This is a genomic window from Microbacterium sp. R1, from assembly GCF_015159725.1.
GTDB classification, from domain to species: Bacteria; Actinomycetota; Actinomycetes; order Actinomycetales; family Microbacteriaceae; genus Microbacterium; species Microbacterium oxydans.
On sequence record NZ_JADDUD010000001.1, the window covers coordinates 1870296 to 1894007 of the forward strand.

Annotated in this window: 25 protein-coding genes; 11 read left to right on the forward strand and 14 right to left on the reverse strand. The window is 66.6% G+C overall.

Annotation, left to right across the window (positions count from 1 at the left end; genetic code table 11):
- Positions 1–10 precede the first annotated feature (10 nt).
- From tatC to lnt, 3 genes are read left to right on the forward strand one after another with little or no spacing between them, the layout of a single operon-like run.
- A complete protein-coding gene (gene tatC / locus ILP86_RS09215; RefSeq protein WP_045265395.1) occupies positions 11–769 on the forward strand; it encodes a twin-arginine translocase subunit TatC in 759 nt (252 codons plus the stop codon).
- Complete coding sequence (locus ILP86_RS09220; RefSeq protein WP_058631173.1) at positions 766–3240, forward strand: RNA helicase; 2475 nt, start codon at positions 766–768, stop codon at positions 3238–3240. The genes tatC and ILP86_RS09220 overlap by 4 nt, the downstream gene beginning before the upstream one ends.
- Position 3241: 1 nt before the next feature.
- Positions 3242–4774 (forward strand): apolipoprotein N-acyltransferase, encoded by a 1533-nt coding sequence (lnt, locus tag ILP86_RS09225; protein WP_113681957.1) that lies wholly within the window; start codon positions 3242–3244, stop codon positions 4772–4774.
- On the opposite strand, the gene ILP86_RS09230 is transcribed toward lnt, so the two are convergent.
- The 4 genes from ILP86_RS09230 to ILP86_RS09245 form a co-directional block, all read right to left on the reverse strand.
- Complete coding sequence (locus tag ILP86_RS09230) at positions 4771–5154, reverse strand: RNA polymerase-binding protein RbpA (protein WP_021200565.1); 384 nt, start codon at positions 5152–5154, stop codon at positions 4771–4773. The two genes, lnt and ILP86_RS09230, sit on opposite strands and share 4 nt — an antisense overlap.
- 123 nt (positions 5155–5277) lie before the next feature.
- Complete coding sequence (locus ILP86_RS09235) at positions 5278–6054, reverse strand: glycerophosphodiester phosphodiesterase family protein (RefSeq protein WP_193761808.1); 777 nt, start codon at positions 6052–6054, stop codon at positions 5278–5280.
- Positions 6051–6980, reverse strand: a complete 930-nt coding sequence (locus ILP86_RS09240; RefSeq protein ID WP_046746996.1) for an SPFH domain-containing protein — start codon at positions 6978–6980, stop codon at positions 6051–6053. Before ILP86_RS09240 ends, ILP86_RS09235 begins: the two co-directional genes overlap by 4 nt.
- A gap of 9 nt (positions 6981–6989) precedes the next feature.
- Positions 6990–7463: an NfeD family protein gene (locus ILP86_RS09245; protein WP_046746995.1), complete on the reverse strand. Its 474-nt coding sequence runs from the start codon at positions 7461–7463 to the stop codon at positions 6990–6992.
- A gap of 123 nt (positions 7464–7586) precedes the next feature.
- Here ILP86_RS09245 and ILP86_RS09250 point away from each other — a divergent pair, with 123 nt between their 5' ends.
- Positions 7587–8351, forward strand: a complete 765-nt coding sequence (locus ILP86_RS09250) for an SDR family oxidoreductase (RefSeq protein ID WP_046746994.1) — start codon at positions 7587–7589, stop codon at positions 8349–8351.
- A 67-nt stretch (positions 8352–8418) separates the two neighbouring features.
- Here ILP86_RS09250 and ILP86_RS09255 read toward each other — a convergent pair whose 3' ends face one another.
- The gene (locus ILP86_RS09255) at positions 8419–9015 is read right to left on the reverse strand and encodes an HdeD family acid-resistance protein (protein ID WP_046746993.1); all 597 of its coding nucleotides are present in this window, start codon (positions 9013–9015) and stop codon (positions 8419–8421) included.
- A gap of 195 nt (positions 9016–9210) precedes the next feature.
- On the opposite strand from ILP86_RS09255, the gene ILP86_RS09260 reads away from it, so the two are divergent.
- From ILP86_RS09260 to ILP86_RS09275, 4 genes are read left to right on the forward strand one after another with little or no spacing between them, the layout of a single operon-like run.
- Positions 9211–9609, forward strand: a complete 399-nt coding sequence (locus ILP86_RS09260) for a helix-turn-helix transcriptional regulator (RefSeq protein ID WP_058631215.1) — start codon at positions 9211–9213, stop codon at positions 9607–9609.
- A 5-nt stretch (positions 9610–9614) separates the two neighbouring features.
- The gene (locus ILP86_RS09265; protein ID WP_113681959.1) at positions 9615–10025 is read left to right on the forward strand and encodes a VOC family protein; all 411 of its coding nucleotides are present in this window, start codon (positions 9615–9617) and stop codon (positions 10023–10025) included.
- A 43-nt stretch (positions 10026–10068) separates the two neighbouring features.
- Positions 10069–12426, forward strand: a complete 2358-nt coding sequence (locus ILP86_RS09270) for an excinuclease ABC subunit UvrA (RefSeq protein WP_193761809.1) — start codon at positions 10069–10071, stop codon at positions 12424–12426.
- Between the two features lie 4 nt (positions 12427–12430).
- Complete coding sequence (locus ILP86_RS09275; RefSeq protein WP_193761810.1) at positions 12431–12901, forward strand: NUDIX domain-containing protein; 471 nt, start codon at positions 12431–12433, stop codon at positions 12899–12901.
- A gap of 104 nt (positions 12902–13005) precedes the next feature.
- On the opposite strand, the gene ILP86_RS09280 is transcribed toward ILP86_RS09275, so the two are convergent.
- Positions 13006–13545 carry an MOSC domain-containing protein gene (locus ILP86_RS09280; RefSeq protein ID WP_193761811.1) on the reverse strand — a complete coding sequence of 180 codons (540 nt, stop codon included), beginning with the start codon at positions 13543–13545 and terminating at the stop codon, positions 13006–13008.
- 64 nt (positions 13546–13609) lie between these two features.
- Between ILP86_RS09280 and ILP86_RS09285 the strand changes: the two genes are divergently transcribed.
- Both ILP86_RS09285 and ILP86_RS09290 read left to right on the forward strand, forming a co-directional pair.
- The gene (locus ILP86_RS09285; RefSeq protein WP_193761812.1) at positions 13610–14080 is read left to right on the forward strand and encodes an HIT family protein; all 471 of its coding nucleotides are present in this window, start codon (positions 13610–13612) and stop codon (positions 14078–14080) included.
- Positions 14081–14117: 37 nt separating this feature from the next.
- Positions 14118–14666 carry an AAA family ATPase gene (locus tag ILP86_RS09290; RefSeq protein WP_193761813.1) on the forward strand — a complete coding sequence of 183 codons (549 nt, stop codon included), beginning with the start codon at positions 14118–14120 and terminating at the stop codon, positions 14664–14666.
- 72 nt (positions 14667–14738) lie between these two features.
- Here ILP86_RS09290 and ILP86_RS09295 read toward each other — a convergent pair whose 3' ends face one another.
- On the reverse strand, positions 14739–15194 hold the full coding sequence (locus ILP86_RS09295; RefSeq protein WP_061015921.1) for a GNAT family N-acetyltransferase: 456 nt from the start codon (positions 15192–15194) through the stop codon (positions 14739–14741).
- Between the two features lie 48 nt (positions 15195–15242).
- Complete coding sequence (locus tag ILP86_RS09300; RefSeq protein WP_046747108.1) at positions 15243–15611, reverse strand: VOC family protein; 369 nt, start codon at positions 15609–15611, stop codon at positions 15243–15245.
- Between the two features lie 72 nt (positions 15612–15683).
- On the opposite strand from ILP86_RS09300, the gene ILP86_RS09305 reads away from it, so the two are divergent.
- A complete protein-coding gene (locus tag ILP86_RS09305) occupies positions 15684–17009 on the forward strand; it encodes a nitrate/nitrite transporter (protein ID WP_193761814.1) in 1326 nt (441 codons plus the stop codon).
- 27 nt (positions 17010–17036) lie between these two features.
- Here the strand turns inward: ILP86_RS09305 and ILP86_RS09310 are convergent, their stop codons facing one another.
- From ILP86_RS09310 to ILP86_RS09335, 6 genes are all read right to left on the reverse strand, one after another.
- Positions 17037–17849, reverse strand: a complete 813-nt coding sequence (locus ILP86_RS09310) for an arginase family protein (protein ID WP_046747110.1) — start codon at positions 17847–17849, stop codon at positions 17037–17039.
- Between the two features lie 81 nt (positions 17850–17930).
- Positions 17931–18677 (reverse strand): SUMF1/EgtB/PvdO family nonheme iron enzyme, encoded by a 747-nt coding sequence (locus ILP86_RS09315; RefSeq protein ID WP_058631186.1) that lies wholly within the window; start codon positions 18675–18677, stop codon positions 17931–17933.
- A 25-nt stretch (positions 18678–18702) separates the two neighbouring features.
- Entirely contained in the window at positions 18703–19458 is a 756-nt protein-coding gene (locus ILP86_RS09320; protein WP_174799774.1) for an SGNH/GDSL hydrolase family protein, read from the reverse strand.
- Positions 19459–19519: 61 nt separating this feature from the next.
- Positions 19520–20872, reverse strand: a complete 1353-nt coding sequence (locus ILP86_RS09325; RefSeq protein ID WP_193761815.1) for an MFS transporter — start codon at positions 20870–20872, stop codon at positions 19520–19522.
- Between the two features lie 47 nt (positions 20873–20919).
- Positions 20920–21954, reverse strand: coding sequence for an LLM class flavin-dependent oxidoreductase (locus ILP86_RS09330; protein WP_058631189.1), 1035 nt, complete (start codon positions 21952–21954; stop codon positions 20920–20922).
- Positions 21955–22008: 54 nt separating this feature from the next.
- Positions 22009–23685, reverse strand: a complete 1677-nt coding sequence (locus ILP86_RS09335; protein ID WP_046747115.1) for a DUF885 domain-containing protein — start codon at positions 23683–23685, stop codon at positions 22009–22011.
- Positions 23686–23712 lie beyond the last annotated feature (27 nt).

Here is a 23712-nt window from a genome sequence, read left to right on the forward strand (position 1 = left end):
GGATCGACGGATGTCGCTCGGCGCGCATCTCGTCGAACTGCGCAAGCGCCTCATGTTCGCTGCGCTCGCCCTGCTCGTCGGAATGGTGATCGCCTTCCTCATCGCCGATCCGATCATCAACTTCATCACCGAACCGGTCCGCATCATCGCCGAGAAGCGCGGAGACGATTTCAGCGCGCTCAACTTCGGCACCGTCACGGCCGCGTTCGACATGCGCATGCGCATCGCGTTCTCGATCGGCATCTTCCTGTCCGCACCCGTGTGGCTGTGGCAGATCTGGGCGTTCATCATGCCCGGACTCACGCGCAAAGAGGTCAGGTACACCGTCGGCTTCGTGGTCGCCGCCGTTCCGCTGTTCTTCGCCGGCTGCTACCTCGGCGTCATGATCATGCCGCACATCATCGAGCTGATGTGGAGCTTCACCCCGGCAGGCGCGACGAACCTGTACTCGGCGCAGGAGTATTACGACTTCATCTTCAAGCTGATGATCGTGATCGGCATCTCCTTCGTGCTCCCGGTGTTCCTCGTCGCCCTCAACCTCGCAGGTGTGATGTCCGGACGGGCGATCCTCAAGGGATGGCGCGTCGCGATCATCATCGCGACGGTCTTCGCCGCGCTCGCGACACCCGCGGCAGACGTCGTCAGCATGCTGATGCTGGCCGGCATCCTCATCGTGCTGTTCTTCGCCGCTGCCGGTCTCTCGCTCATCTTCGACCGGCGCAAGCGCAAGCGTGACGAGGCATCAGGGCTTCTGCCGGATCCGGCATGAGCTCGCCTTCGGAGAAGTACGCTCGCGCGCGGGAAGCGGGGGAGCATCCGCAGTCAACGGCGTTCGCGGCGCTGCAGAAGTTCGATCTCGACCCGTTCCAGGTCGCGGGCTGTCATGCACTCGAGGGTGGACGAAGCGTGTTGGTCGCTGCTCCGACAGGTGCAGGCAAGACGATCGTCGGCGAGTTCGCGATCCATCTCGCGATGCAGACATCGAGCGACAAGGCCTTCTACACGACGCCGATGAAGGCACTGTCGAACCAGAAGTTCCGCGAGCTGGTCGACGTCTACGGGGCCGATCAGGTGGGCCTGCTCACCGGCGACACCAACATCAACGGCAATGCGCGGATCGTCGTCATGACGACAGAGGTCCTGCGCAACATGATCTACGCCGACTCGGCGGCGCTGAGGGATCTGCGCTACGTGGTCATGGACGAGGTGCACTACCTCGCTGACCGATTCCGTGGAGCGGTCTGGGAAGAGGTCATCATCCACCTCCCCGCCCGCGTCCGCCTGGTGTCGTTGAGCGCGACGGTGTCGAACGCGGAGGAGTTCGGCGACTGGCTGGACACGGTGCGCGGCGATACCGAGGTCATCGTCTCCGAGATCCGTCCCGTGCCGCTCGAACAGCACGTCCTCGTCCGTGACGACCTGCTGCCGCTGTTCGACGATCGGGCGGGTCTGGCCACCGCGCAGGTCAACCAGGAGCTCATGCGGATCCGCTCCGCGACGGGCACGACATACGAGAACAACCGGCAGGCACAGTCGTACCGCAGCGACCGCCATGCCGGACGTCAGGCGAAGCGTCCGCCGCGCGGAGGACGACGTCCGGTCCGTGCTGCCAACGCGCGCCGCATCGAGCGAATGGATCGGCCCGACGTCGTCCGTCTGCTCGAACGCGCGAATCTGCTCCCTGCCATCTTCTTCATCTTCAGCCGCGTGGGGTGCGATGCCGCGGTGCAGCAGGTGCGCCGCTCCGGTATCAGGCTCACGTCAAACGAGGAGCGCGCGGAGATCCGCGCCATCGTCGAGGAGCGCACGCGGACCCTCCAGGACGAAGACCTCGGTGTGCTCGGCTACTGGGAATGGCTCGACAACCTCGAACGCGGAATCGCCTCGCACCACGCGGGCTTGCTGCCCGCTTTCAAGGAGGTCGTCGAGGAGCTCTATCAGCGCAAGCTCGTGAAGGTGGTCTTCGCCACCGAGACGCTCGCCCTCGGCATCAACATGCCGGCGCGCACCGTCGTCCTCGAGAAGATGGAGAAGTTCAACGGCGAGGCCCGCGTCGCCATCACCTCGGGGGAGTACACCCAGCTCACCGGTCGCGCAGGGCGTCGCGGCATCGACGTCGAGGGCCACGCCGTCGTGCAGTGGACCGAGGGCATGGATCCGCAGGCGGTCGCCGCACTCGCGTCCCGGCGCACGTATCCGTTGAACTCCAGCTTCCGCCCGACCTACAACATGGCCGTGAACCTGATCGACATGTTCGGCAAGCCCAGGGCGCGGCAGATCCTGGAATCGTCGTTCGCGCAGTTCCAAGCAGATCGGGCCGTCGTCGGGCTCGCACGCCAGGTGCGCGAGGCCGAGGAGTCGTTGGCCGGTTACCAGAGCGCGATGGCCTGTGAGCACGGGGACTACCCCGAGTACGCGGCCATCCGGCGCGAACTGAGCGACCTCGAGAAGAAGAACCGGCAGGACTCGAACGCCCCTCGCGCTTCACGCGACAAGCGGATGAAGCGAATCCAGTCGTTGCGCACGCAGATGCAGCGGCACCCGTGCCATCGTTGTCCGGATCGCGAAGCTCACGCGCGGTGGGCGGAGCGGTATTGGAAGCTCAAGCGCCAGACCGATCGGATCCGCCGTCAGATCGAGACGCGCACCGGCACGGTCGCACGCGTCTTCGACCGCGTGGTCGAGGTACTGGAGACGCTCGACTACCTCACCGAAGTCGACGGAGAGACGGCGCTGACCGAAGCGGGACGCACCATGCGTCGCATCTACGGCGAGCGGGATCTGCTCGTCGCGGAGTCGCTCCGTCAGGGACTGTGGGCGGGGCTGGATGCTCCTTCACTCGCGGCGATGGCGTGCTGCCTCGTCTATGAGCCTCGCCGTGACGAGGCGAATTCGGGGGAGCGGGGTCTGCCCCGAGGCGCCTTCCGGGCCGCATACGAGAAGACGACGACGCTCTGGGCCGAGCTCGACGATCTGGAGCAGGATCACCACCTGCCCGGGAGTGAGCCGCTGGCGGCAGGGCTGGCCGGGGCGATGCACTCCTGGGCCCGCGGCGGCATGCTCGACCGCGTCCTGATCGACGCCGACATGGCTGCGGGAGACTTCGTGCGCTGGGCCAAGCAAACGATCGATCTGCTCGATCAGCTCTCCATCGTCGCGGAAGATGCCGCACTCGCACGAACGGCACGGGCCGCGCTCGATGGCGTGCGCCGCGGCATCGTCGCCTACTCGTCGATGTGAGATGGACGGAATGACCTCGAAAACCGCGCCACAACGCGCCCTCCTGCCCCTCTGGGCTGCTGTGCTCGCCGCCGGACTGGCCGCCCTGGTGATGAATCTGGCGTATCCGGAGGCTGCGATCTGGATCCTCGCCTTCCCAGCGACAGCTCTTCTGCTGCTCGCGCTGATAGGACGACGGTTCGGGGGTGCGCTGCTCGTCGGGCTGGTCTACGGCATCCTGTTCTTCGGGCTCCTGGTCTCCTGGACATCGCGATACCTCGGCCCCATCCCGTGGGCCGCCCTGAGCGTCGTCGAGGGCGTGCTGACGGCGATCGCCCTCATCCCGATTGCGCTCGCCTATCGCTGGCTCCCGAAAGCCTTCCCCGGGACAGCGGGGCGCCTTCTGGGGCTCCCGACGGTCGTCGCGGCCCTCTGGGTCGGCCGCGAGCTGTTCGTCGGCTCCTGGCCCTACGGCGGCTTCCCTTGGGCACGTATCGGCATGAGTCAGGCCGAGAGTCCCCTCGCGTCCGTCTCCTCCTGGGTCGGCGTGAGCGGGCTCAGCTTCCTCATGGTGCTCGTCGTGGCGATGCTGATCGAAGTCGTGCGGCTGCGCGCATGGCGCCGGCCCTTGCGGCTGATCGCGCCGGCAGCCCTCGTGGTGGTGCTGCTGTTCACCCCGCTCTTCCCGACCGCGACCAGCGGCTCGATGCGGATCGCCGCCGTGCAGGGGAACGGCCCGACGGGGTACTTCGACGATCGCGAGCCGTTCGCGGTGATCCAGGCGCAGACAGAGGCGACCGCCCCTCTTTACGGCGAAGACGTCGATCTGCTGGTCTGGCCGGAAGGGTCATTGGACGCGGACCCTTTTCAGAGCGATGCGCTGGCGCGGCGGATGACCCTCATCGCGAACCGGATCGACGCACCGCTCCTCGCCAACGCGCCAACAGGTCGTGACGACCGCTTCTTCAACACCTCGATGCTCTGGAACCTCGATGGCACCGCGAGGCAGCTGCACGACAAACGGCACCCCGTCCCCTTCGGCGAGTACGTGCCGGATCGCCCGTTCTTCAACGCGCTCGCCCCGGAGCTGATCGGTCTCATCCAACGGGAGTACACGCCGGGTTCGAACCCTCCGATCGTCGACGTCGACGGGGTCCGCGTCGGTCTCGCCATCTGCTTCGATGTGATCTACGACGATGTGATCTGGCAGGGCCTGAACGCGGGGGCAGAGGTGCTGGTGTTCCAGACGAACAATGCCGACTTCCGTGGCACGGACGAGAACCTGCAGCAGCTGGCCTTTGCACGCATGAGGGCCATCGAGACCGGCAGAAGCGTGGTGAACGTCTCGACCGTCGGCACGAGCCAGGTCATCCGTGCTGACGGCTCCACGGTCACGAGCCTGGACGCAGATGAGGCCGGAGCCATGCTCGAGGATGTCGAGCTGCGCTCCGGCCTCACGGCTGGTGTGGTGCTGGGCCCCTGGATCCAGGCAGTCGTGCTGTGGGGCGGTCTCGGCGCGCTCCTCGTCGGGTGGTGGCGCGCCAGGAGGCGCTAGGCGCCGATCTTCTCGCGGGTCGGGTCTTCTCCGGCACCGCGGCGGGCCCGGATGAAGGCGAGGCGCTCTTCCAGCAGCTCCTCGAGCTCGGCGCGCGTACGGCGCTCCAGCAGCATGTCCCAGTGGGTGCGGGCGGCCTTCTCGTCGCTCGCCTCGAGCGTGACGGCCTGGCCGTCGACGTTCAGTCGAGCCTCGGCACCGCAGGCGCGGCACTCCCAGGTCTGGGGCGGCTCGGCGTCCGCCGCGAACATCAGGTTCGTGACGTGGCCGCATGTGTCACAGGTGTAGGTGGTCTCACGGCGCTCCATGAAAACGACGCCCTCTTCGCTCTGTAGGCTCTGGGCGCCGAGTCGGATGCCGCGCAGGCTGCGATCTGCCATTGTGTGGTCCTCTCGTCGCTGTCAGGTATAACGCTCCAGCCTGTGGGCTTCATCCACGCGGGCGAGTTCTCGGCGGAACTCACAGGTTAATCCCAGCGGAGGAGGTTATGAGGCGGGTCGCCCCTAACGCGGGGCGAGAGTCTTCAGGGCGAGATCAGCGCGGTCCGACACGATGCCGTCGACACCGAGGTCGATGAGACGGCGCATGTCTGCGGCCTCGTTGACGGTCCAGATGTGCACCTCCACCCCGTGCCGGTGCGAGGCCTGAAGAAGAGCAGGAGTCAGCACCGTCAGCGCGCGGTGGCGCTCCGGGATCTGCAGAGCATCGATGCCGCGAAGGATGCGCGCGGGGGAGAGGCGGAGTGCCGAGAGCGCGCGCAGGGAGGCGATCGTCGCGCTGCCTCCGGACGTGGCCGGACGAAGCGCCGCCCCTGCCCGCAACACGGACGCCACCGTTCCCCGTCGATTGGCGTCGGAGAAGCTCGTCACGAGCACCCGGTGCGTGTCGTCGACCAGGATCTTCCCGAGAGGCTCGACAGCGGACGACGTCTTCACGTCGATGTTGAACCGCACGTCCGGGAAGGAATCGAGTGCTTCTGCGACGGTCAGCAGGCCCCCGTGCTCCTCGAACAGGGTGCGCAGCTCACGTGTACTCACCTCACCGACGGGCCGGGGGTCGCCGGTGAGTCGTGCGATGTCGTCATCGTGGAAGAGCACCACGTCGCCGCTCGCTGTGACCTGACAATCGGTCTCGATGTACTCGACGCCGGCGGCATTGGCGGCCGCGAAAGCCCCGGCGGAGTTCTCCCAGACGCCGGAGTCCTCGCCCGCCGCGGTGATCAGACCACGGTGGGCGAGGACTCGGGGATTCCGCGTCTTCGAGAAGTACGGGTGCGTCACGCGCCGGGAAGCGTGTTCGACGGGCCCTGGCCGGGCTTCGGCGTGAACGCGCTGCCGATGCCCTTGAGCGCCTCGGTGAGTTCGCTGGGGATGATCCAGAGCTTGTTGGACTGCCCCTCACTGATCTTCGGAAGCATCTGCAGGTACTGGTAGGCCAGAAGCTTGTCGTCCGGCTCGCCCTGGTGGATGGCGCTGAAGACGTTCTGGATGGCCTCGGCCTCACCCTGGGCGCGCAGCACTGCGGCTTGCTTGTCACCTTCCGCGCGGAGGATCTCCGCCTGCCGCGCACCCTCGGCTTCGAGGATCGCGGACTGCTTGGTCCCCTCAGCGGTCAGGATCGCGGCGCGGCGGTCACGCTCGGCTCGCATCTGCTTCTCCATCGAGTCCTGGATCGAGATGGGCGGGTCGATGGCCTTGAGCTCGACCCGGCCGACGCGGATGCCCCACTTGCCTGTCGCCTCGTCGAGGACGACTCGCAGTTGACCGTTGATGTTGTCACGGCTCGTGAGCGCTTCCTCGAGGTTGAGGCCACCGACCACGTTTCGAAGCGTGGTGGTCGTCAGCTGCTCGACGGCGCCCAGGTAGTTCGCGATCTCGTAGGTCGCCGCACGCGCGTCGGTCACCTGGAAGTAGACGACGGTGTCGATCGAGACCACGAGGTTGTCCTCGGTGATCACCGGCTGCGGCGGGAAGGACACGACCTGCTCGCGCATGTCGATCAGAGGCCGCAGCCTGTCGATGAACGGCACGAGCACGTTGAGGCCCGGCGTCAGTGTCTTGTGATAGCGCCCGAGACGCTCGACCACCCCGGCCGTGGCCTGCGGGATGATGCGGATCGCTCGCGCGACGGTGACCACCACGAAGATGATCACGGCGATCACGAGGATCCACAGGATCGCTGTGGGGATGAACGATGCGTCGTTCACGGGGTTCTCCTAGTCGTTCACGGGACGGACGATGGCCGTGGCGCCGTTGATCGCGGTCACGGCGACCGGGGCACCCTGGGGGATGGGAACGGGGGTGGCGGTGCGCGCGGTCCAGGTGTCGCCGTTCGCGAGCTTGGCCTGGCCGGAGATCTGCGTGATGTCATTCAGCGCGATCCCGCGAAGGTCTATGAGGGCGTCGACGTTCGACCTGGTCGGATCCTCGCCGCGGTGCAGGCGTCTGAGAAGGGGAGGGCGCAGGAACAGGATGAACAGGGCGGCAGCGGCGGCGGCGATGATCACCTGCAGCCACACGGGGACGCCGACCAGATCCGTGACGAGACCGACGACTCCGCCGAAGCTGAGCATGAGGAACGTGAAGTCCAGCGAGAGCATCTCGATCACCAGGAAGACGGCGATGAGAACCAGCCAGCCGATCCACGCCCATTGCTCGATGAACGTGACGAACGTCACGATGTTGTCCATGCGGCCTCCTTTGTGGTCAACGTATCACGCGCAGAGCGCTGGATCAGGGCGCCACTGCGTGCGCTTGGTAGGGTGTGAAGGCCGTGCGATCACGGCTTTTTTCGCGCATCATGAGGAGTCACCGTGACCGACGTTCTTCCCGCAGGATCCCTCGACGGCAAGGTCGCCCTTGTCACCGGTTCATCGCGGGGGATCGGCGCCGACACCGTCCGCTACCTGGCGGAGGCCGGTGCCGACGTCGTCATCAACTTCCGCAACAAGGCCCCGCGCGCCGAGAAGCTCGCCGCCCAGCTGCGGGAACTCGGTCGCCGTGCGCTCGTCGTGGGTGCCGACCTCACCGACCCCGAGTCCGTCGCTGCGATGTTCGAGGCTATCCGCGCCGAGTACGGCCGCCTGGACGTACTCGTGCTCAACGCCTCAGGGGGCATGGAGTCGGGCATGGCTGCGGACTACGCGCTCACCCTGAACCGCGACGCGCAGCTCAACGTGCTCGACGCCGCTACCCCGCTGCTCTCTGACGGAGCACGCGTGGTGTTCGTCACCAGCCACCAGGCGCACTTCATCCGCACCACACCGACCATGCCGGAGTACGAGCCCGTCGCCCTCTCCAAGCGTGCCGGAGAGGACGCCCTCCGGGAGCGCATCCCCGGCCTCGCCGAGAAGGGCATCGGCTTCACGGTCGTGTCGGGCGACATGATCGAGGGCACCATCACGGCGACGCTGTTGGAGCGCGCGAACCCGGGGGCGATCGCCGAGCGCCGGGAGTCGGCGGGCAAGCTCTACAACGTCTCGGAGTTCGCTGCCGAGGTCGCCAGGGCGGCCGTCGACGCGGTGCCCGCTGACAACACGCGCCTCGTCGGTGACGTGAGCGCTTTCGCGGCCGAGTAAGAGCACGAGAAGAGCGGCCCCGTCTTGCATCGCAAGTCGGGGCCGCTCTCGTTTCAGACGATGAGCGTCAGCTCGTCGCTCCGCCCTGAACGGCGGAGACGTACTCCTTCGCATCCCGACCGAGTGTTATGGCACGGACGATCTGGATGATTCCGAGCACGACCAGCGAGATCCCCAGCAGCAGCCAGAAGGCGAAGCCGGCGATCAGCGGCGAGAACAGCACGATGATTCCCGCGACGATGCTCAGGATCGCGTAGAGGACCGTCCAGACGCGCGATCCGTCGCTGCCCAGCAGGGACAGAGCGACGATGCCGTCGACGATCCAGCTGACACCGATGAAGATCACGACGACGAAGGCGAGCGTGGCCGCAGCGACGTTCAGGTTGAAGAACGCGATCACACCGGCAGCGATGTAGAGCAGTCCGAGGACGATGTGACCGACGCGCGCCCACCCGCCCTTGGCACTCGAGAAGATACCGAGGCCGACGTAGACGAGCCCGGCGACGATCAGGTACGAGGCGAAGATCGCCGTCACGATGACCGCGGACTTGACCGGCCAGACGAGGAGGACGATACCCGCGATCAGCGCGAGAACGCCGGCGACGGCCAGCGTGACGCGGATCGACTTGAACAACGACTTCGCCTCTGCGAGTGGTTCAGACATGGTGGGGACCCCTTTCTGAGAAAATCCTGTGAGGATGCCCCTCAGGGTAGCGCCCCTGAGGGCAGGAGCGGGGGAGAAGCGCCCGCCCGCGTTTCTCTTCGTCACGCCGGGAAACTCCCCGACACGATTCCCCGACGTGGCAAGATCATCCTCGTGACGGACCTCGACCACGCTCGGCTGCGCGAGCTCGCCGTCATGCGACGGGTCCGCGATCGCATCGATCGGGAGTACGCCCGACCTCTGGATGTCGAAGCGCTGGCGCGCGGAGTGCACATGTCGGCAGGGCACCTGAGCCGGCAGTTCCGCGAAGCCTACGGGGAGTCCCCGTACTCGTATCTGATGACGAGGCGGATCGAACGCGCCATGGCTCTGCTGCGGCGCGGCGACCTGACGGTGACGGAGGTGTGCTTCGAAGTCGGATGCTCCTCGCTCGGCACCTTCAGCACGAGGTTCTCGGAGCTCATCGGTGTCTCACCCAGCGTGTACCGTGAACGCGCCACCACCATCGAGGGAATACCGTCCTTCCAGGCGAAGCAGGTCACGAGACCGATCAGGAATAGAGAAGCGCCGCGCCCCGATGCCCACCTAACGTGAGAGCCATGAGAATCAGCATCCACTACGCATTCCTTCCACACACCGATGGGGAAGCCGCTCTCGCGTTCTACCGCGACGCTCTCGGATTCGAGGTGCGCAACGACGTCGGCTACGACGGACTGCGATGGCTCACCGTCGGCCCCGTCGGTCAGCCTGAGACGTCGATCGTCCTCCACCCGCCGGCAACAGATCCCGGCATCACCGATTCCGAGCGGCAGACGATCCTCGAGCTGATCGCGAAGGGCAGCTACGCTGCTCTCACCCTCGCCAGCGATGACCTCGACACGCTCTTCGAGAGCCTGGTCGAGCACGGCGCCGATGTCGTGCAGGAGCCGATGGACCAGCCCTACGGCGTGCGCGATTGCGCGTTCCGCGACCCGGCCGGGAATCTGCTCCGTATCAATCAGACCGCTTAGACCAGACCACCTGATATCTCCACCGCAGAACCGAAGGACCCCGATGAGCACCGAAGCGCACCCTGCCGACACCCATGACCTCATCCGCGTCCAGGGCGCGCGTGAGAACAACCTCAAAGAGGTCAGCGTCGACATCCCGAAGCGCCGGTTGACCGTCTTCACCGGTGTCTCCGGCTCGGGCAAGAGCTCGCTCGTCTTCGACACGATCGCCGCGGAATCGCGCCGCATGATCGACGAGACCTACAGCGCTTTCGTGCAGGGCTTCATGCCGTCGGTGCCGAGGCCCGACGTCGATGTCCTCGAGGGACTGACAACCGCGATCATCGTGGACCAGGAGCGGCTCGGCGCGAACCCGCGTTCGACGGTCGGCACGGTGACGGATGCCAACGCGATGCTGCGCATCCTGTTCAGCAAACTCGGGCAGCCGTACATCGGCGGACCCACCGCCTTCTCGTTCAACATCCCGACGCAGAGAGCCAGCGGGGTGATGACGGGCCCTGGCGGTGAGAAGAAGATCGTGAAGGACGCGATCTACCTCGGCGGCATGTGCCCGCGATGCGAAGGCAGGGGAGCGGTGTCCGACCTCGATCTCGCCCAGATCGTCGACGAGTCGCGGTCTCTCGACGAAGGGGCCATCATGGTTCCCGGCTACACGGCGGACGGCTGGATGGTGAAGGGCTTCTCTCAGTCGGGGTTCTATCCCGCCGATAAGCCGATCTCGCAGTTCACCGACAAACAGCGTCAGCTCTTCCTCTACGGAGAGGTCACGAAGGTCAAGATCTCCGGGATCAACATGACCTACGAAGGCCTCATCCCGAAGATCACCAAGTCGATGCTGTCGAAGGATCTCGATGCGTTGCAGCCGCACATCCGTGCTTTCGTCGAGCGCGTCGCCACCTTCGCGGTGTGCCCGGAGTGCGACGGCACGCGACTCACCGAGGGTGCACGGTCATCGAAGATCGAGGGCGTGAGCATCGCGGACGCATGCCGCATGCAGGTCACAGACCTCGCGGACTGGGTCCGGGGGCTCGACCTTCCCGGCGCGGGTCCACTACTTCAGGCGCTCAGCGCGAACCTCGATGCCTTCGTGACCCTGGGACTCGGCTATCTCAGTCTCGAACGGCCTTCGGGCACGCTGTCCGGGGGAGAGGCACAGCGCATCAAGATGCTGCGCCACCTCGGTTCCTCGCTCACCGACATCACCTACGTGTTCGACGAGCCGACCATCGGATTGCACCCGCACGATATCCAGCGCATGAACGGGCTCCTGCTGCAGCTGCGCGACAAGGGGAACACGGTGCTCGTGGTCGAGCACAAACCCGAGACGATCATGATCGGCGACCATGTCGTCGACCTGGGTCCCGGTGCGGGCAGCGCCGGCGGAGAGATCTGTTACGAGGGAACGGTCGAGGGTCTCAAGGCCAGCGGCACCAAGACCGGCGATCACCTCGAGGACCGGGCGCAGTTGAAGGAATCGGTGCGCACCGGCACCGGCGCGATCGACGTCAGAGGCGCGACGGCCAACAACCTGCAGGACGTCGACGTCGACATCCCGACGGGCGTGCTCACGGTCGTCACGGGCGTCGCGGGCTCGGGCAAGAGTTCCCTCATCCACGGGTCGGTCTCGAAGCGCGACGGCGTCGTGGCGATCGATCAGGCCGCGATCAAGGGCTCGCGACGAAGCAACCCCGCGACGTACACAGGCCTCCTGGAGCCGATCCGCAAGGCGTTCGCCAAGGCCAACGGCGTGAAGCCGGCTCTATTCAGCGCGAACTCAGAGGGCGCCTGCCCGTCGTGCAAGGGCGCCGGCGTGATCATCACGGAACTCGGATTCATGGACACGATCGAGACGCCCTGCGAGGACTGCGGCGGCAAGCGCTTCCAGGCAGCTGTTCTCGAGTACAAACTCGCCGGCAAGGACATCACCGAGGTGCTCGATCTGCCTGTGTCCGAAGCGCGGGTGTTCTTCGGTGAGGGCGAGGCGAAGCTCCCGGCGGCTTCCGCCATCCTCGGCCGGATGGAAGACGTGGGTCTCGGCTACCTGTCACTCGGGCAGCCGTTGTCGACCCTGTCGGGTGGTGAGCGCCAGCGGATCAAGCTCGCGATCCAGATGGGGGAGAAGGGCGACGTCTACGTGCTCGACGAACCCACGACCGGCCTGCACCTCGCCGATGTCGACAAGATCCTCGGGCTGCTCGATCGGCTCGTCGACGCCGGGAAGACGGTGATCGTCATCGAACATCATCAGGCGGTGATGGCCCATGCAGACTGGATCATCGATATCGGGCCCGGCGCCGGTCATGATGGCGGCAAGATCGTGTTCGAAGGGACACCTGCAGATTTGGTATCCCAAAAATCCACACTGACGGGGGAGCACCTCGCTGCCTACGTCGGAGCGTAGGGGCATGCCGGTCGACCGCTCCCACATTCGTGTCAAAGCCATGCTTGTGGCCACCCACAGCGACGGCGCTCGGCACCTCGTCAGCCAGCACGGTGCGACGGCGGAGAACCCGCTCGGCTTTCATCGGCTGATCGGCGGCGGTGTCGAACTCGGCGAGACACACGAGAAGGCGATACTCCGCGAAGTCCAGGAAGAGCTCCAAGCCGATGTGGTCGATCTGGCTTTCCTGGGCGTCGTTGAGAACATCTTCCGATACGACGGCGAGCTCGGTCATGAAATCGTTGCGCTGTACTGCGGCAGGCTGCACCCAGAACCTGCATTGGAGGGCGGCACCCTCACGGAGTCCGACGGATCGATCGTGCCGATCCTATGGCGCCCATTCGACGACGACGATGTGTCGGCACCGCTGTACCCGTCAGCGGCGAACCGCTGGATTCGCGACGTCGTCTCCCATGCAGCAGCCCAGGGAGCATGAGGGGCCCGAGAGCACAGAGTCCCATCTCTTCGCGCCACTCTCGACTCGTGAGCTATATCCGATAATGCACATTATGTCAGCTAGCAGAAAGCAGCCCGTCCCCCTCAGACTCGCGTGAGCGGGAGATGCGGGTGCGGTGGCAACTCGACATCGATCGGATCTCCCGCAGCCACGCGCCCACCCCGCGACACGATGCCCATCACGCCGGCGAGGCGGACGACCTTGCCGTCACCGGCGTTCCGCACCACCTGCTTGAGCAGCCCCGACTGGAATCCGTTGATCTGCTGGCACGGATTGCGAAGCCCCGTGACCGTCACCACAGTCTCTCCGATTCGCAGTCGTGATCCGACAGGCAGCGCGAGCAGATCGATGCCCTGCGTCGTGATGTTCTCGCCGAGGTCCCCTGGAGCCACGAGATGGCCACCCTCCTTCAGGGTCTCGAAGAGCTCGCCGTGGATCAGGTGCACCTGCCGGAGATTCGGTTGGGACGGATCGGCGGCCACCCGCGATCGGTGCTTGACCGTCGCTCCACAGTGCGCATCGCCGTCGACGCCCAGACCCTCTAGCAGCAAGATGGATCCCCGTGTCTCCTTGCTGAACGTGTGAGAAGCACTGGAATGGACCGCGACGACCCGAGCAAGCATGTCTTCATTGTTCCACGAGCCATCCAGCCGCTCACCGTGCGATGATCGGGGCGTGAGTCCCCCTATGCATGCGCCCGCGGGCTACGTCTGCCCGTTCTGCGCTTTCCTCGAGGGCACGCATGACGATCACAACCTGCCCACAGACGTGGTCGCTGTCACTGAACGCGCTTACGCCCGGATCGCTCCGAAGTGGTGGCCTGGGAACCCGGGCGCGGTGCTTGTCATCCCTCGGACGCATGTGGAGAACATCTACGACCTTTCGCCGTCGGACAGCGCGGCGGTGTGGGACCTCACCCAGAGAGTCGCCATCGGCATCCGTTCCTCATACGCGTGTGAGGGCACCTCGATCCGCCAGCACAACGAACCCGCCGGAGGCCAGGACGTCTGGCATCTTCACGTTCACGTGTTCCCCCGCCACCCGGACGACCTTCTGTACCAGCGGCATGATGACGCGGAATGGGTCGATCCGGCTCACCGCCAAGCCTTCGCGACCAGGCTCAGGACAGCCCTCGGCATGCCGTTCCAGCTCACCTGACATCCGTCAGACCCGAGAGCGTTGCGAGAATGGCCCGATGGCTCTCACAGGCAGCGGATCCACCCGTCTCGTCATTCTTCGCGGCGATGCGGCATCGGGGAAGACGACCACGGCAACGTCGTTGCGCACAGCGCTGGGCGCGCGCGTCGCTCTGATCTCTCAGGATCACTTCCGCCGCGAGCTCCTCCGTGAGCCGGATCGGCGGAAGCTCTCCCGCGACGCCAGTGTCCTCATCATCACCACCGCCCGCCAGGCGCTCGACCTCGGGTATGACGTGATCCTCGACGGCGTGTTCAATCTGCGCGACTACTTGGAGGCGTTCGAACGGTTGTACCGAGACCACCTCGGGTCCACACGCATCTACCAGTTCGACGTCGGCCTCGAGGAGACGATCCGCCGCCACGCGGGCCGGCAGCTTGCCCAGGAATTCGGGGAGGACAAGATCCGCGAATGGCACGATGGGTGGCAGCCACTCCCCTGGTTCGATGAACGACGGATCGGCCCCGAGATCGGTACCGATGAGCTGGTATCGATCATCGTGGAGGATCTCAGGGGCCCGGCACTCCCCTCCCCTGGGCCGTCATAGGCTCGGCATACTCCATGCCCCTCTGTCAGGCGTGCAGCGCGCTGAACGTACCCCCGGAGGCGTCGGCTCCCCTCAGAGGCCGACACTGAACGTGATCATGGGCTCGCCGCCGAGCGGATGAGTGACCGGACCGGAAACAGGCCGGAATCCCTGCAGCTCATAGAGCCGGATGGCGGGGTTTCCTCGCCGCACAGCGAGCTCGACCGTGGAGTACCCGGCGTCCTTCGACGCCCGTATCGCGTCCTTCAACAGAGCTCTTCCCATCCCCTTGCCGGAGGAAGCAGGGAGCACAGCGATCCGCTCCAGCACTGCCGTAGTCTCGTCACCGGATTTCGGTGCCGTCAGAGCGAACCCAGCGAGAGGCTCCCCTGCCAACGCGAACCGCAGGAGAGGCCCGTCGAACAGCTTGCGCATGCGGGCGGCGACTGCGGCCGCGTCGACCTCTCCATCGCGGTATCGAAGAGCCTGCACCCAGAGATCGACACATCTCGCGATGTCGTCGGTAGTACCCGCGGTGATGTCCGTCATACGGGCAATCGTCGCACGCTCGAAAGGTCCGACGCCGCGAACCGGGCGCTAGTGCGCGGACCACACCCCGAGCTCGGTGCCAGACGGATCCGCGAAGTGCAGCCGACGCCCACCCGGGAACTCATACGGCTCCTGCAGGATCTTGCCCCCGGCCGCCACGATGGCCTCCTTCGTGGCGTCGAGGTCCTCGGAGTAGAGCAGCACCAGAGGGCCGCCGGCGGGACGCACCTCGTCGGCGAGCAGCAGACCACCGGCCTCGTTCCCGTCGGCGCGCGGAGACACGATCCCCGCATAGCCCGGGCCGTAGTCGTTGAAATGCCAGCCGAACGCATCGGCGAAGAAGCGCTTCGAGACGTCGAGGTCGGTGACGACGAGCTCGACGTAATCGAGTGAGTGATGCAGAGGTGTGCTGGTCATGGCGTCAGGGTAGCTCCCACCTGCGACATCACAGATCTCATCTGCGACATCGCAGAGGAGTAGCGTTGAGGGGTGCCGCAGGTCTCCCACTCCCCCGTCTCCACACCGGGGTGGCGGGCCTGGCTGATCTGGTCGGTCGGCGTCGCCGCCTATGTGCTCGCGATCACCAACCGCACCTCGCTCGGGGCTGTCGGCGTCGAGGCGGCTGACCGGTTCCAGGCCGACGCTTCCACGCTGGCCCTGTTCGCCGTGGTCCAACTGGCGGTGTACGGCGGGATGCAGATCCCCGTGGGAATCCTGCTCGACCGTTTCGGATCCCGGCCGATCATGACGATCGGGATGCTGCTCATGGCCGCCGGCCAGTTGACCATGGCTCTCTCCCCCAGCATCGGCATCGCGATCGTCGCACGCGTTCTGCTCGGCGCCGGAGATGCCGCCATCTTCCCCGCCGTGCTGCGCCTGGTTGCCACCTGGTTCCCCGCGCAGCGAGGACCCCTCATGGTGCAGTTCACCGGCATCATCGGCCAGGCAGGGCAACTCATCGCGCTCGTCCCCGTCGCCGCGCTGCTGCACGCCACCACCTGGACGATCACCTTCGGCAGCATCGCCGGGCTCGGGGTGCTGTTCACGATCCTCGTGGCGCTCGTCATCCGCAACCACCCGGTCGAGCGCGGCGCCGATGTCACGGTGAACACCGACACGGGAGTCGTGCGCGTCGTCACCTCAGCGATAGATACCGGCGTCGGCATACGCGCCGCCTGGGCGCACCCAGGGACCCGCCTCGCCTTCTGGTCGCACTTCACCACGCCGTTCGCGGGAACCGCGTTCGTGCTCCTCTGGGGAATGCCGTTCCTCACAGCGGCGGAGGGCCTGGATGCTGCACACGCCGCGGGCATCATCTCCGTATATGTCGTTGCCGGAATGCTTCTCGGTCCCATCATCGGCGACCTCTCGCGTCGACTGCCGAACCATCGCTCTCTCGCCCTCGTGCTTCCGGCCGTGGGGGTTCAGATGGCAGCGTGGATCTCTGTCATCGCCCTCCCCGACACCGCACCGCTCTGGCTCCTCTACGTCCTGGCGATCGCTCTCGGGACCGGTGGTCCCGCCTCGATGATCGCCTTCGACCACGCCAGAACGCACAACCCGACGCACCGCCTCAGCACCGCCACCGGCGTCACGAACGCCGGAGGTTTCATCGCCGCGCTCATCGCCATCTTCCTCATCGGTCTCGCGCTCGATCTGCAGGGCGCCGGCACGCCGGAGACCTACTCGCTGGAAGCCTTCCGGATCGCATTTCTCATGCCGATCCCGCCCTGGATCATCGGCACCGTCTTCATCCTCGTCGAGCGCAAACGTACGCGTGTCCGTATGGGGCTCGACCCCGAGCGCCGTCGCTGACGCGGCACCCGGACAGCGTCCACAAAATCAGCGCAGGAGGTGCTGCAAAGTCTCGATCACGAGCTCCACGCTGAGATGCTCAGGGACTTCGGCGTCTCCCGCCTCGAACTCCGCGAGCTCCACCCCCTGCACGGCACCTACGGGCAGTGCGGCGAAGATCCCGGCGATCTGATGCGGCAGCAGCCCGCCCCCGATGCGATAGGCCGCGGGGATGTAACCGGGCTCGAGCACGTCCCAGTCGACGTGTATCCATACCGGTCGACCGGCGATGATGTCGACGATGCGTTCAGGCGTGCTCTCTGCCGGCCGAAGTACGGTGACCCCTGCCTCCGCCAGAAGGTCCCCCTCGGCGGGGTCGATGTCCCGGCCACCGACGACGATCACCTGCTTCGGGTCGATGCCGGAACCGTGGCCGCTGTCCCAGAGGCCGCACGCCGCGGCGAGCACCATGCCGCCGAGGTACCCCGACTCCGTCGTCTCCGGGGTGTTGAAGTCGCCGTGCGCGTCGATCCACAGCACCACCGCATCCGGGTGATGCTCCGCGACCGTGGGGAGCGTGCCGAGGCTCACAGCGCAGGTGTTGGTGATCAGCAGGGGTGTCGTCCCCGCGGCAAGGGCATCCTGCAGCGCCGCCCGGATCCCCTGGAGCGTCTGCTCCGCCTCCGGTAACGCCTTCGTCCAGTCATCGACGACACTCGGGGTCGGAGTGCCGATGGTCTGTGCTTCGATCGACATCAGGGACGACACCGCCTCGCCCACTCGGCGCGCGCCGATCAAGGCGCCGTCGGTACGGTCGGCCACCCGGCCCTGAGAGACGATGAGCGAATAGGAGGATGCCATGTCCCTCAGCCTGGCATCAGCACAGCCAGCGGGACAAATGCGCTCCTCTCGCACATGTCGCCGACGAAGAATCGGGGCGCCTCAGCCGCGGCGAGGAGTCCATCCCGATGGAAGCGGGCCATCCTGGAAAGCACGCTCTCGATCGCTTCGCGCCGACCAGCCCTGTGCCTGATCCGTGGTGTCGAAGGCGCCACGAGCGAGCCTCAACCCCACGTCGTCGTGATGCATACGCGGCGCTCCGCCGCGACGAACGGATGCCCGAACGCTCCAGGCGTCGTCGGCGAAGCCGCCTCCGCGGAACACCCGGTAGTCGTCGTAGCGGGCGGGGTCGAGCAGGTCCCAGCACCACTCCCAGACGTTGCCGAGCGTGTCGAAGAGCCCGTTGAGATTCGGGAGCTTCCCGCCCACGTCCTGTGGCGAGGCCACCCCGTCCGCCGCCGTCCAAGCCGCATCCGCGAGCGGCGCATAGTGAGGGCCCGTCGCGCCGGCACGACAGGCGAACTCCCACTCCGCCTCTGTGGGCAGCCGGTATCCGTCCGCGGTCGTATCCCACGTGACGACCTCGCCGTCGAACGAGTAGCTCCGTTCCAGCCCCTCCCACTCCGACGCGGCATTGCAGAAATGCACCGCTCGCAACCAGCTGAGATCCGCGGCGGGGCGGCGGGGATGCCGTGCGGGAATGCCGAGCACCTCGGCGAGCTGTTCCTCCGTCACCGGGTACACACCGATCTCGAATGGTTCGAGAGCGACATCGCGCCTCTCCTGCCTGCGAGCATCATGCAGCGACACGGTGCCGGCACTGATGGCCGCGAGCTCGAAGTCACTCACCGGATTCGGCAACTGTCGGACGACGTCATGCGGGAACCCGTTCTACCCACGACGGGTACTTCGCCGCACGGCCGTCTCCCGACGACGTCCTGGTCACACGCCGCCGCACCCAGGGCCCGACGAACTCGCGGTAATAGGCGAGGCCGGAGGGGCCCGTACCGAGCCGATCGCTCGGCGCCCACCACGTCTCCGGAGGCTCGTAGCCGAGAGCGTGCAGCACGCGGGCGGCCACACGGTGGTGACCCGATGCATTCATGTGCAGCCTGTCCTCCGCCCAGTACGCGCCGCGGGAGAGCTCACGGTCGGGCCAGTTGAGCGCTCGGATCACGTCGGGACGATCTTCGACGCGACGCAGCACGGCCTCGGACAGCAGATCACCCCGCCGCTGCACGAGAGAGCCCATCGGGAGCTGACCACTCGGGTTCGCGCCGGAGAGCAGGATCATCGTCACCCCCTCCTCGTCGCATCGGCGCAGTACCCGGCTGAAGGCGTCGGCGATGTGCTCGACGTCGGTACGCGGGCGCAGCATGTCGTTGCCACCGCCGTTGAACGAGAGATGCGTGGGACGCAGGGCGAGCGCGGGTTCGAGCTGCTCTTCCACGATCGGCCAGGCGAGCTTGCCCCTGATCGCGAGGTTCGCGTACTGGATGGGGTGCCCGGCGGCGTCCGCCCACCCTTGAGCCGCCAGGTCGGCCCAGCCGCGCTCCCGTCCGTCCGGGAGGACATCACCCACACCCTCGGTAAACGAGTCGCCGATCGCCACGAACCGCACATCTGCCATCATCCCAGCCTATTGCGGGACGACGACGCACGGCGCCGGGACCGGATGGGTCGTCCCCGCCTCAGCGGTCGTCGAGAGCCTGGCCGCCGCGATCGACGAGTCCCCACGCCGCAGCCGCAGCACCGAGGAAACAGACGCCGAAGACCGCGAACAGGAGCGGCGCGCCGCCCCCGACCAGGAGGATCGGGACAGAGAGCGGTGCGACGATCGATGCGATGCGCCCCACTCCAGCGGCCCAGCCCGCGCCCGTGCCCCGCAACGAGGTCGGATAGATCTCCGGGGTCACCGCGTACAGGGCACCCCAGGCGCCGAGGTTGAAGAACGACAGCGCCATGCCGGCGGCGATGATGGTGCCCTCCGTCGTCGCCGTGCCGAAGACCACGGCAGAGACCGCCGAGCCGAGGAGGAAGACGGAGAGCGTCAGTCGACGGCCCCAGACCTCGATGAGCCACGCGGCCACCGCGTAGCCGGGGAGCTGAGCCAACGTGATGATGAGCGTGAACCCGAAAGACCGCACCAGATCGAACCCGGCATCGACGAGGATGCTCGGGATCCAGATGAACGCTCCGTAATAGGCGAAGTTCACACCGAGCCACACCAGCCAGAGACACAGTGTGCGCAGTCGGAACTCCGGATTCCAGAGTGTCGCCAACCGTGCGCGGGCGGTGACGGCGATCGCTCGTGATGCCGGCTCCTTCCTGATGGCCGGAGTCGCCTCCACCCGCGCCTCTGCCTCGAACGCGGAGACGATGCGGTCGGCCTCTGCGATCCGTCCCCGCGACGCGAGCCAGCGAGGCGACTCGGGCATCCGCCACCGCACGAAGAGTGCGTACACCGCCGGGATGGCCCCGAGGGCGAACGCCCAGCGCCAGCCATCCTCCGAAGCGGGTATGACCAGGAACCCGATGAGAGCAGCTGCCGTCCACCCGAGTGCCCAGAACGCCTCCAGTACGACGATCAGGCGACCGCGGATCCGGGTGGGGGCGAACTCGCTCACGTAGGTCGATGCCACAGGAAGCTCGGCGCCGAGCCCGAGGCCGACGAGGAATCGGAGAACCAGAAGCGCCGCAAGCCCGCCCACGAGCGCGCTGGCTCCGGTGGCGAGGCCATACACGAGCAACGTCAGAGCGAACACCTGCCGTCGTCCGTAGCGGTCCGCCAGGAGACCGCCGAGCGTCGCACCTATGGCCATGCCGATGAACCCGACGGAGGCGATCCAGCCCGCCTCGCCCTTGGACAGCCCCCACTGCTGCGTGAGTGCCGCGAGGATGAAGGAGATCAGACCCACGTCCATCGCGTCCAGCGCCCAGCCGAGACCGGAGCCCGTGAGCAAGCGGAGATGCCGGCGCGTGAAAGGCAGGACGTCCAGGCGCTCAGCCAACGATGAGCGGCTCGGCAAGGCGGTGTTGGCCATGCTTCTCATCGTAAAGCCGAGCGCCGGGCGTCCTGCCCTCGATGACGTCAGTCCTGCGAGGCGAGGATCCGCTTCACGCGCGGGATCACCTCGGTGCCATACAGCTCGATGCTGCGCATCATCGACTCGTGCGACAGGGTGCCCGTGGCGTACTTGAGGTCGAAACGCCCGAGGCCGAGCGTCGTGATGGTGTCGGCGATCTTCGCAGCGACCCGGTCCGGCGACCCTGCGTAGATCGCCCCCTCAGGTCCCACGTCGTTCTGGAAACGTGCACGGCTGTACGCCGGCCACCCGCGCTCTCGGCCGATGGTGTTGTTCATCGCCTCGAATCCGGAGTAAGCGGCATCCCAGGCTTCCGCGTCTGTCGCGGCGATGTGGCCAGGCGAGTGCACCGAGACGGGATGCGACGTGGTACCGAACGATGCGACCGAGCGATGGTACAGATCGACGAACGGCTTGAACCGCACCGCCGGCCCCCCGATGATCGCGAGCATGAGGCCGAGACCGTGGCGAGCGACACGGACGACCGACTCCGGGCTTCCGCCCACACCGACCCAGGTACGCAGACCCTTCTCGGTCTTCGGGAACACGTTCGCGTTCTCCAACGACGGACGCATCGTTCCCGACCAGGTCACCGGCTCCTCCTTCAGGAGCTCCACGAACAGTTCGAGCTTCTGCTCGAAGAGCGCGTCGTAGTCTCGCAGGTCATAGCCGAACAGGGGGAAGGACTCGATGAAGGAGCCGCGCCCGAGCACCACCTCGGCCCGGCCGTTCGACAGCGCGTCCAGCGTCGAGAAGCGCTCGAACACGCGTACGGGGTCGTCGGAGGACAGCACCGTGACCGCAGTGCCAAGCCGGATGTTCTCCGTGCGCGCGGCGATCGCCGCCAGCACCATCTCCGGGGCGGACACGGCGAACTCGGTGCGGTGATGCTCCCCGACCCCGAAGAAGTCCACGCCCACGGAGTCTGCGAGTTCCGCCTGCTGAACGATGTTGCGGATCGTCTGCGCCCCCGTGAGGAGCTCCCCGTCCGCATCTCGCGTGATGTCGCCGAACGTGTCCAGCCCGAATTCGATGCCCATGTCATCCCTTCCTATTCAGATGAATGAACACGTGACCGTCCGGCCGCATTCCCGTCAGCGCGGGAGCAGAGCGGTGCGCAACGTGTCGAGCCCGACGCCGCCCATATCGAGCGCCCGCTTGTGGAAGTCCTTGAACGAGAAGGCATCGCCTTCCGCCGCGCGAACACCATCGCGGACCTGCTCCCAGATGCGCTGGCCCACCTTGTACGACGGCGCCTGTCCCGGCCAACCCAGGTAGCGGTTCACCTCGAACTGCACGAACTGATCCGACATGTTCACGTTCGCGCGCATGAAGTCCAGCGCGTACTCCGCGTCCCACACACCTGTGCCGTCGAGACGGGGCTTGCCGAGGTGCACGCCGATGTCGAGCACCACACGGGCCGCCCGCATGCGCTGACCGTCGAGCATGCCGAGTCGATCGGCGGGGTCGTCGAGGTAGCCGAGCTGCTCCATGAGGCGCTCGGCGTAGAGCGCCCAGCCTTCTGCATGGCCGGACGTGCCTGCGAGCAGACGGCGCCAGGAGTTGAGCTCTGCCCGATTGTAGACGGCCTGCGCGATCTGCAGGTGATGTCCGGGGACGCCCTCGTGGAACACCGTGGTGAGCTCGCGCCAGGTGTCGAACTCGGTGACGCCTTCGGGGACCGACCACCACATGCGACCGGGACGCGAGAAATCGTCCGTGGGCCCCGTGTAGTAGATGCCACCCTCCTGGGTGGGAGCGATCATGCACTCGAGTGTGCGGATCGCCTCGGGAATGTCGAAGTGCGAGGCGCCCAGTTCAGCGACGGCCCTGTCGCTCGTCTCCTGCATCCACTTCTGCAATGCGTCGGTGCCGACGAGCTTGCGTGCGGGATCGGCCTCGAGATGGGCGACGGCCTCCTCGACCGACGCACCAGGGAGGATCTCGTTCGCGATGGCGGTCTGCTCCGCCACCATGCGGGCGAGCTCTTCACGACCCCATTCGTACGTCTCGTCGAGGTCGATCGTCGCGCCGAGGAAACGGCGGGAGTTGAGGGCGTACAGCTCGCGGCCGACGGCGTCGACCTCGCCCGCGACGGGGGCGAGCTCCTCGGCGAGGAAGCGGCGGAGTTCGTCGTAGGCGACGCGTGCAGCTGCCGAGTTGTCCGCGAGCGTGCGTGCGAGGGAGGCCGGGAGCTGGCCCTCCTCCGGGTCGGCCTCGGCGACGAAGGCGGCGAAGAACCCGTCGTCGGCCGTGTAGCGGTCGATCTGTGTCGCGACCTCGACCACCTGACGACGCGCCGGCGTCACTCCCTCAGCGATCCCGGTGCGGAGCGTCTCGACGTATCCGCGGAGCGCATCCGGAACCGCGGCGAGACGGGTCGCGATCACGTCCCAGTCCTCGACGGTCGCAGTGGGCATCAGGTCGAAGGCGGCGCGCACGTCCTGCGCCGCCGAGGCGATGACGTTGAGGTCACGAAGGTGCCACTTGGCATCGTGGAGTTCGAGATCGAGGCGGAGCTCGGCGCTGAGATCGGTCTTCGTCACCTCGTCGATCGCGTCGACGGGCTCGAGTGCCGAGAGACGGTCGAGTGTCGCGCGGGTGGCTGCAGCGATCTCTTCGTGCCCCTGCGGGCTCAGGTCGCCGAAGCGGTCGTTCACCTCGTCGCGGCCGATGTACGTCCCGAGTGTGGGAGCCAGTACCGCGATCGTGTCGACCCATTCATCGGCGACGGCGTCGATGGCAGAGGGGGTGCGAGGAGCTGAAGTCATACCTTTCAGCCTAATCCCCGGCCCCCT

Excerpts from the sequence above, each read along its gene's own strand:
- tatC (WP_045265395.1), top strand. The coding sequence starts at position 11 with ATGTCGCTCGGCGCGCATCTCGTCGAACTGCGCAAGCGCCTCATGTTC.
- ILP86_RS09220 (WP_058631173.1), top strand. The coding sequence starts at position 766 with ATGAGCTCGCCTTCGGAGAAGTACGCTCGCGCGCGGGAAGCGGGGGAG.
- lnt (WP_113681957.1), top strand. The coding sequence starts at position 3,242 with ATGGACGGAATGACCTCGAAAACCGCGCCACAACGCGCCCTCCTGCCC.
- ILP86_RS09230 (WP_021200565.1), bottom strand. The coding sequence starts at position 5,154 with ATGGCAGATCGCAGCCTGCGCGGCATCCGACTCGGCGCCCAGAGCCTA.
- ILP86_RS09245 (WP_046746995.1), bottom strand. The coding sequence starts at position 7,463 with ATGGACAACATCGTGACGTTCGTCACGTTCATCGAGCAATGGGCGTGG.
- ILP86_RS09255 (WP_046746993.1), bottom strand. The coding sequence starts at position 9,015 with ATGTCTGAACCACTCGCAGAGGCGAAGTCGTTGTTCAAGTCGATCCGC.
- ILP86_RS09260 (WP_058631215.1), top strand. The coding sequence starts at position 9,211 with ATGCGACGGGTCCGCGATCGCATCGATCGGGAGTACGCCCGACCTCTG.
- ILP86_RS09265 (WP_113681959.1), top strand. The coding sequence starts at position 9,615 with ATGAGAATCAGCATCCACTACGCATTCCTTCCACACACCGATGGGGAA.
- ILP86_RS09270 (WP_193761809.1), top strand. The coding sequence starts at position 10,069 with ATGAGCACCGAAGCGCACCCTGCCGACACCCATGACCTCATCCGCGTC.
- ILP86_RS09275 (WP_193761810.1), top strand. The coding sequence starts at position 12,431 with ATGCCGGTCGACCGCTCCCACATTCGTGTCAAAGCCATGCTTGTGGCC.
- ILP86_RS09280 (WP_193761811.1), bottom strand. The coding sequence starts at position 13,545 with ATGCTTGCTCGGGTCGTCGCGGTCCATTCCAGTGCTTCTCACACGTTC.
- ILP86_RS09285 (WP_193761812.1), top strand. The coding sequence starts at position 13,610 with ATGCATGCGCCCGCGGGCTACGTCTGCCCGTTCTGCGCTTTCCTCGAG.
- ILP86_RS09290 (WP_193761813.1), top strand. The coding sequence starts at position 14,118 with ATGGCTCTCACAGGCAGCGGATCCACCCGTCTCGTCATTCTTCGCGGC.
- ILP86_RS09295 (WP_061015921.1), bottom strand. The coding sequence starts at position 15,194 with ATGACGGACATCACCGCGGGTACTACCGACGACATCGCGAGATGTGTC.
- ILP86_RS09300 (WP_046747108.1), bottom strand. The coding sequence starts at position 15,611 with ATGACCAGCACACCTCTGCATCACTCACTCGATTACGTCGAGCTCGTC.
- ILP86_RS09310 (WP_046747110.1), bottom strand. The coding sequence starts at position 17,849 with ATGGCATCCTCCTATTCGCTCATCGTCTCTCAGGGCCGGGTGGCCGAC.
- ILP86_RS09320 (WP_174799774.1), bottom strand. The coding sequence starts at position 19,458 with ATGGCAGATGTGCGGTTCGTGGCGATCGGCGACTCGTTTACCGAGGGT.
- ILP86_RS09325 (WP_193761815.1), bottom strand. The coding sequence starts at position 20,872 with ATGGCCAACACCGCCTTGCCGAGCCGCTCATCGTTGGCTGAGCGCCTG.
- ILP86_RS09330 (WP_058631189.1), bottom strand. The coding sequence starts at position 21,954 with ATGGGCATCGAATTCGGGCTGGACACGTTCGGCGACATCACGCGAGAT.
- ILP86_RS09335 (WP_046747115.1), bottom strand. The coding sequence starts at position 23,685 with ATGACTTCAGCTCCTCGCACCCCCTCTGCCATCGACGCCGTCGCCGAT.